Source organism: Bacillus sp. 7884-1, from assembly GCF_002272245.1.
Classification (GTDB): domain Bacteria; phylum Bacillota; class Bacilli; order Bacillales; family Cytobacillaceae; genus Neobacillus.
In genome coordinates this window covers 21,807-27,994 of record NZ_NPDD01000065.1, presented here as the reverse complement: position 1 = coordinate 27,994, position 6,188 = coordinate 21,807, and the positions used below count along the sequence as shown (strand labels likewise).

General features: G+C 37.6%; 6 protein-coding genes. 5 read left to right on the top strand and 1 reads right to left on the bottom strand.

Annotated elements, in window-relative coordinates; genetic code table 11:
- The first annotated feature begins 364 nt into the window (after positions 1–364).
- Positions 365–1,258, top strand: coding sequence for a fumarylacetoacetate hydrolase family protein (locus CHI06_RS08890; protein WP_095248111.1), 894 nt, complete (start codon positions 365–367; stop codon positions 1,256–1,258).
- 253 nt (positions 1,259–1,511) lie between these two features.
- Here the strand turns inward: CHI06_RS08890 and CHI06_RS29690 are convergent, their stop codons facing one another.
- Positions 1,512–1,661, bottom strand: coding sequence for a hypothetical protein (locus CHI06_RS29690; protein WP_179292567.1), 150 nt, complete (start codon positions 1,659–1,661; stop codon positions 1,512–1,514).
- 60 nt (positions 1,662–1,721) lie between these two features.
- Here CHI06_RS29690 and CHI06_RS08885 point away from each other — a divergent pair, with 60 nt between their 5' ends.
- The 4 genes from CHI06_RS08885 (at position 1,722) to CHI06_RS08870 (ending at position 6,167) form a co-directional block, all read left to right on the top strand.
- Complete coding sequence (locus tag CHI06_RS08885; protein ID WP_095248109.1) at positions 1,722–2,423, top strand: response regulator transcription factor; 702 nt, start codon at positions 1,722–1,724, stop codon at positions 2,421–2,423.
- Positions 2,420–3,391 carry a sensor histidine kinase gene (locus CHI06_RS08880; protein ID WP_095248108.1) on the top strand — a complete coding sequence of 324 codons (972 nt, stop codon included), beginning with the start codon at positions 2,420–2,422 and terminating at the stop codon, positions 3,389–3,391. The genes CHI06_RS08885 and CHI06_RS08880 overlap by 4 nt, the downstream gene beginning before the upstream one ends.
- Positions 3,392–3,499: 108 nt before the next feature.
- Complete coding sequence (locus tag CHI06_RS08875) at positions 3,500–4,270, top strand: ABC transporter ATP-binding protein (protein WP_095248106.1); 771 nt, start codon at positions 3,500–3,502, stop codon at positions 4,268–4,270.
- On the top strand, positions 4,245–6,167 hold the full coding sequence (locus CHI06_RS08870) for an FtsX-like permease family protein (RefSeq protein WP_095248104.1): 1,923 nt from the start codon (positions 4,245–4,247) through the stop codon (positions 6,165–6,167). Before CHI06_RS08875 ends, CHI06_RS08870 begins: the two co-directional genes overlap by 26 nt.
- Positions 6,168–6,188 lie beyond the last annotated feature (21 nt).

Sequence of the window (6,188 nt, the reverse complement as noted above, 5' to 3'; positions counted from 1 at the left end):
TGATAAGGGTTGTGTTTTTTTTGTTGTCCGAAAGGAAAACAGGTTGATAATAAATAAATGGATTGAGAATCATGCCCGTGCAGTGGTGCTTTTAGAGAAAACGGTAATGAATAGGAGTTAATCGTGCCCGTGAGGCGGTATTTTTAAAGAAAACGGTAACGAGTAGCATTCATTCGTGCCCGTTCAATGCCGTTATCAGTGATAACGGTAACACATAGAACTTAAACGCTATCAAACCCCATTAGTTGATTTAGTAACTGCTATTCAAAAACACTTTAATTAATTAAAGGAGAAAGAAGGATAAATAGGATGGAATAGAGAAATCAGATGTTAAACAAGCTAAATCAAGGAGGATAAATATTCAATGAAACTAGTAACCATAAGAAAAGAAGGCAAGCATGTGTTAGGTGTTAAAATTGAGAATGGCCTAATTGACCTTGAAGAGGCATTAAGAGAAAATCCTAATAATCAAGTACATACAAATATTATGGAGGTAATCGCGGGCGGAAATGATGCTCTTTCTGTAATCAAGGACTATATTGCGAATTTACCAACCAATAATAAACCAAATTATATAAGAGATGAAGAAGAAGTTGAGTGGGGACCTTGTGTTACACAACCGAACAAAATTATTTGTGTAGGATTAAATTATCGGAAACATGCCGATGAAACAAATTCTCCCTATCCGGAAGTACCTATATTATTTAGCAAATTTAATAATACATTAACAGGACATAAATGTGAGATAGCCGTGCCAAAAGTGACCCAAAGGCTGGATTACGAAGTTGAATTAGGGATAGTAATTGGCAGGGAAGCGAAGTATGTAAGTAAGGAAAAGGCATTAGATTACGTATTTGGCTATTGTACCGCTAATGACTTATCAGCACGTGACCTCCAGAAAAAGACACATCAATGGTTACTTGGAAAAACATGTGATGATTTCAGTCCTATAGGTCCTTATCTTGTTACAGCAGATGAAGTGTCTAATCCTAACAATTTACAATTAAAAACATATGTGAATGGAGAAAAACGACAGGATTCCAATACCTCAGATATGATTTTTTATGTAGATGAAATTGTCAGCTATATTTCGCAGCACATGACGCTTACACCTGGTGATGTCATTCTTACTGGAACTCCTGAGGGTGTAATCATAGGCTACCCACGGGAAAAACGAGTTTACTTGAAGCCCGGTGATGTAGTAACCGTTGAAGTTGAAAAATTAGGTACCCTAACCAATAAGTTAATTGAAGAATAACTTTGTGGAAAGAGCCAGGCACTTAGCCTGCCTGGTCATCTCATAAATTAGCGCCCCATATATAAACTAAATACCTCATCCCAGCTCCATTTTTCATAATAGGAGCTCCCCAAACTAAGATCTTTAATCCAAAGTGTTTCTTTCATATGATAGGTTGAAGAAAACATCTCTTAGACGACCATTTAAATTCACTTGTAGAGGCAAAGATTTCATTTCCATCAATCTTAATGGTATAAAAGTGATTAATAACAGGCTATTGTTTTTTCCCCAAGATAACTTTTGATAAAATAATATCTGAATCAGGTCTTACAAAATCTGCTTTCGGATTCTCCTTAAGTTCTGCTGATGTGGTAACTGGAAGGCAGATAAATATTATAAATATCAAGAAGAGTATCTTTTTCATTAGGTAAGTCACCTGCCTATTATCTTTAAATCCAAAATTTCCCATTAAAAGGAGTAAAATATGTTCAAAATATTTATTGTTGAGGATGATAAACAACTTGTAACGCTGCTTGATGAACATTTACATAAGTTTGGCTTTGATACACAGCCAGTACATCAGTTTGATTCGGTTTTGGAACAATTTGAAAGGTATTCTCCGCACCTTGTTCTACTTGATGTTAATTTACCTAAATTTGATGGCTATTATTGGTGCCGTCAAATTCGCAAGGTATCCACCTGTCCGATTATTTTTATTTCTGCGCGAGAAGGAAAGATGGACCAGGTGATGGCTCTTGAAAATGGTGCCGATGATTATATTACAAAGCCATTTGATTACGATATAGCGGTTGCCAAAATCAATAGCCAGCTTCGTCGTGCATACGGGGAGTTTGCTAATTCTCAAGGTGATCGGTTAATCGATGTAGAAGGACTTAGATTAGATACAGAAAGATTAACTTTGAGCTATCAAAATCAAAAGATAGAAATCAGCCATACAGAGGGCAAGATACTAGAAGAATTAATGAGGAGGTCCGAAAGAGTCGTAAGTCGTGATCGTTTGCTTGAAAAAATATGGGATGATCAAGTATTTGTTGATGACAATACGCTAAATGTATACATTACACGCGTACGAAAAAAGCTATTGGAATTGAATATTGAGGATGCTTTGCAAACGATTCGAGGACAAGGATATCGTCTTTCACCTAATTGGGGGACACACTCTTGAAGCTTTTCTTAATGGAACAAATTCCTCTAATTATTATTTATTTAACTCAATTAGTTCTTGTCTTATTTGTTTTTTGGCTGGATGGATACCGAGATTTTTCCATTAGCTTGTATGCAGGAATCCTCAGCGCCTGTTTGTTTATTGGATATCTAATCTATCGGTATCTAACCCTTCGAAACTTCTACAAGCGTTTGGAAGAAACAGACACTTCTTTAGATGAAATTTTCGATGCTGGCTCCAGGGCCCCATTAGCAGCAAGTCTACATCTGTTATTGAAAAGTCAATATCGACAGTATCAAAATGGTTTACATCATTATCAGCATAAATTAAAGAATCATATTCAGTTCATAAACCAATGGGTGCATCAAATGAAAACTCCCTTATCTGTTATTCATTTGATGATTCAGGATGAAGATGAACCTCGTTTCACGGCAATAGGTGATGAACTTGACCGTCTGAGAAAAGGGCTGGATATGGTGTTATATACAGCCCGCCTAGATGAATTTGAACATGATTTCTATGTAGAAATGCTTCCGTTAGAAAAGATCGTACGCTCGGTTACCTCCAATCAAAAACGATTATTTATTCGAAATCGTGTTTTCCCTTCCGTAGAGGTGGATAAAAGTTTGATGATTGCCTCCGATGAAAAGTGGCTGAGTTTTGCCATCACACAGATTGTGACGAATGGTGTTCGGTATACAACGGGAGACCATCGGAAAATTTTTCTTAAAGGCTTTAAACGGAGTAAGAACGTGGTATTAGAAATAGAAGATGAAGGAGTCGGAATTCCTAAGAGTGACCTCCCAAGAGTCTTTGACCCTTATTTTACAGGTGAAAATGGACGAATTTTTCAAGAGTCTACCGGAATGGGGCTCTTTTTAGTTAAGCAGATATGCGATAACCTAGGACATCAAGTAGAGATAGAGTCCACAGTCAATAAAGGGACTACTATCCGAATTATTTTTTAAAAATCAACCTTACAATCTTGTAAGCTAACTGTAAGTTTAGGAAATGGTTAGGACCTTCCTTTACAAGCTAGAATAAAGACATGAAATAAAGAGCAGGGAGTGAAGGTCTTGTCTATCTTAACTGTAAAACAATTAGCAAAGATATATGAGGGAAAAGTGGCGCATAAAGCCTTAGATAATATTAATTTTTCAATCGAAAAAGGTGAATTTGTCGGGATTATGGGGCCGTCAGGGAGTGGAAAAACGACCCTGTTAAATTTAATCTCAACTATTGATCAGCCCAGTTCAGGTGAGGTATTAATCAACGGGAAAAATCCACATCAGTTAAATCGAAAGGAAACAGCTCTTTTCCGCAGACATGAACTTGGGTTTGTCTTCCAACATTTTAATTTACTTGATACGCTAACCGTAGAGGAAAATATTGTCCTGCCGCTAACTCTAGATGGAGTGAAGGTCAGTGAGATGGATAAAAAGCTTAATGACGTTGCGCAAAAACTCGGGATTGATTCAATCTTAAAGAAACGCATATACGAAATATCTGGAGGTCAGATGCAAAGAACGGCAATCGCGCGGGCGATTATTCATCAGCCGTCGCTTATCTTAGCGGATGAACCAACTGGGAACTTAGATTCAAAATCTGCTAAGGATGTCATGGAAACCATTTCGACGATTAATAGAGAAGATAAGGCAACTGCCTTAATGGTGACCCATGATGCCGTTGCGGCAAGCTATTGTCACCGTGTTATTTTCATAAAAGATGGACAGCTATATAATGAGATTTACCGGGGAGACAATCGCCAGGCATTTTTCCAAAAAATCATCGATATGCTGGCGCTGTTAGGGGGTAACAGTCATGACCTTTCAACAGTTCGCCTTTAGAAACGTTATCCGCAATAAACGGACCTATGCCGCCTATTTTTTAAGCAGTGCGTTTTCTGTGATGATTTTCTTTGTTTATGCTCTGTTTATCTTTAATCCGGATATTAATAAAGGTGTAACAGCTAGTGCAGCGATTGAATTAATGACTGCAGCTGAAGTGATTATGTATGTTTTCTCATTTTTGTTTGTCCTGTATTCTGTCAGCACCTTTTTGAAGTCAAGAAAGCGTGAATTTGGGATATTAATGATGCATGGAATGACGAGAAGCCAGTTGAACACCATGATTTTTTTAGAAAATATGCTGATTGGCGTTGCTGCCATTTTTACAGGGATTGGCGCCGGTATCATCACAGGTAAATTGTTTTTAATGATTGGCTCGAGAATGATTGGGATTGAGTCACTGCCATTCTATTTATCTGGGAAAGCACTAGGGTGGACGATTGGGGCCTTTTTGGTATTATTCCTATGTATTTCTATTTTTACTACGATCTTGGTTAGGGTTAATAAGTTAATTGATCTATTTCAGGCAGGAGAAAAGCCGAAAAAAGAACCAAAGGTTTCCAAGGTTCTTTCTATATTATCCGCAATTCTATTAATCACTGGTTATTATTTAGCAGCAACAACCACAATAGAAACGATGTTGTTTCGAATTCTACCTGTGATTGGGCTGACCATTATCGGAACCTATTTCTTTTATACCCAGCTATCGGTTTTTATAACAAAATTACTTCAGAAAAACCGGGCCCTGTTTTGGAAAAAAACAAATATTATTACCTTCTCAAGTCTGGCATACCGCTTAAAAGATAATGCCCGGATGTTTTTCATGGTTACCATTGTTTCTACAGTCGCCTTTTGTGCGGTAGGAACACTTGCATCCATGAATGTGATGAATAAGGAATTTCGCGAGAATTATCCCGCGGCAATAAGTTATATTGCGAAGGGTGAACACCCTACCCACCAGCAAAACCTACAACAAATCGAACAAGAGTTAAAGGAGAAGAATGTAGATTATTCTACACTGGAAATTCCTATTAAATTTGTTGAAATAGCGGATTCATCTGACGAATATGCACGCGAACGGGTGCCTGTAGTAGCTTTTTCAGACTATAAAAGGTCGTCAGAAATGGCCGGTTATTCATTTACCGAAGAGGAGCTGACAGGGACTGAAAGCTTAGCCTTGCTAACATCATCACTTGAGACCTTTGATTCACAGACCTATACGTTAAGACAAGAAAACATTAAGCTTCAACAAAATAAAGCAACGGAGCATGTTGTTTTTCCTTATCAAATTTTATTTAGTGAAGGTCTTGTGATTAGTGATGAATTGTATCAAAAACTTTCAGCGGTAAGCACGGATATATTTACCGGCTTTTATACAATTGAGTTTGAAAAAACAGCTGGGATTGTTGATCATATTGTAGAAGATGGGGCCGCTTATGCCCCGAGAGATGATGAGGCAATTGATTCAAAAGAATTCGCACTAACGGTTAGCGGCACCTTATATCACCTTAAAATGAGCATGTATCGGATGATGTTGTTTGTTGCCCTGCTTATTGGCGCTGTATTCTTTATTGCAGCCGGAAGCTTCTTGTATTTCCGTCTGTATGCAGACTTAGAATATGATCGCCGCTTGTATTTAACGATTAAGAAGGTGGGATTGACAGACGGGGAGCTGAACAAGATTGTTACGCAGCAGCTTGTACTGCTTTTCTTTGTTCCCATTATCGTAGCCATGATTCATAGTGTATTTGCCTTTATGGCTTTGCAAAGCTTTTTCACGATGTCGATTGCAACCGAGATGATGATCGTTCTTACATGCTTTTTTATTGCGCAAGTCATTTATTTCTTTTTCATTCGCCACAATTATTTAAGAAACTTGAAAAAAACGTTAATTTAGAAACTAGGCTTTCCTTCAGCT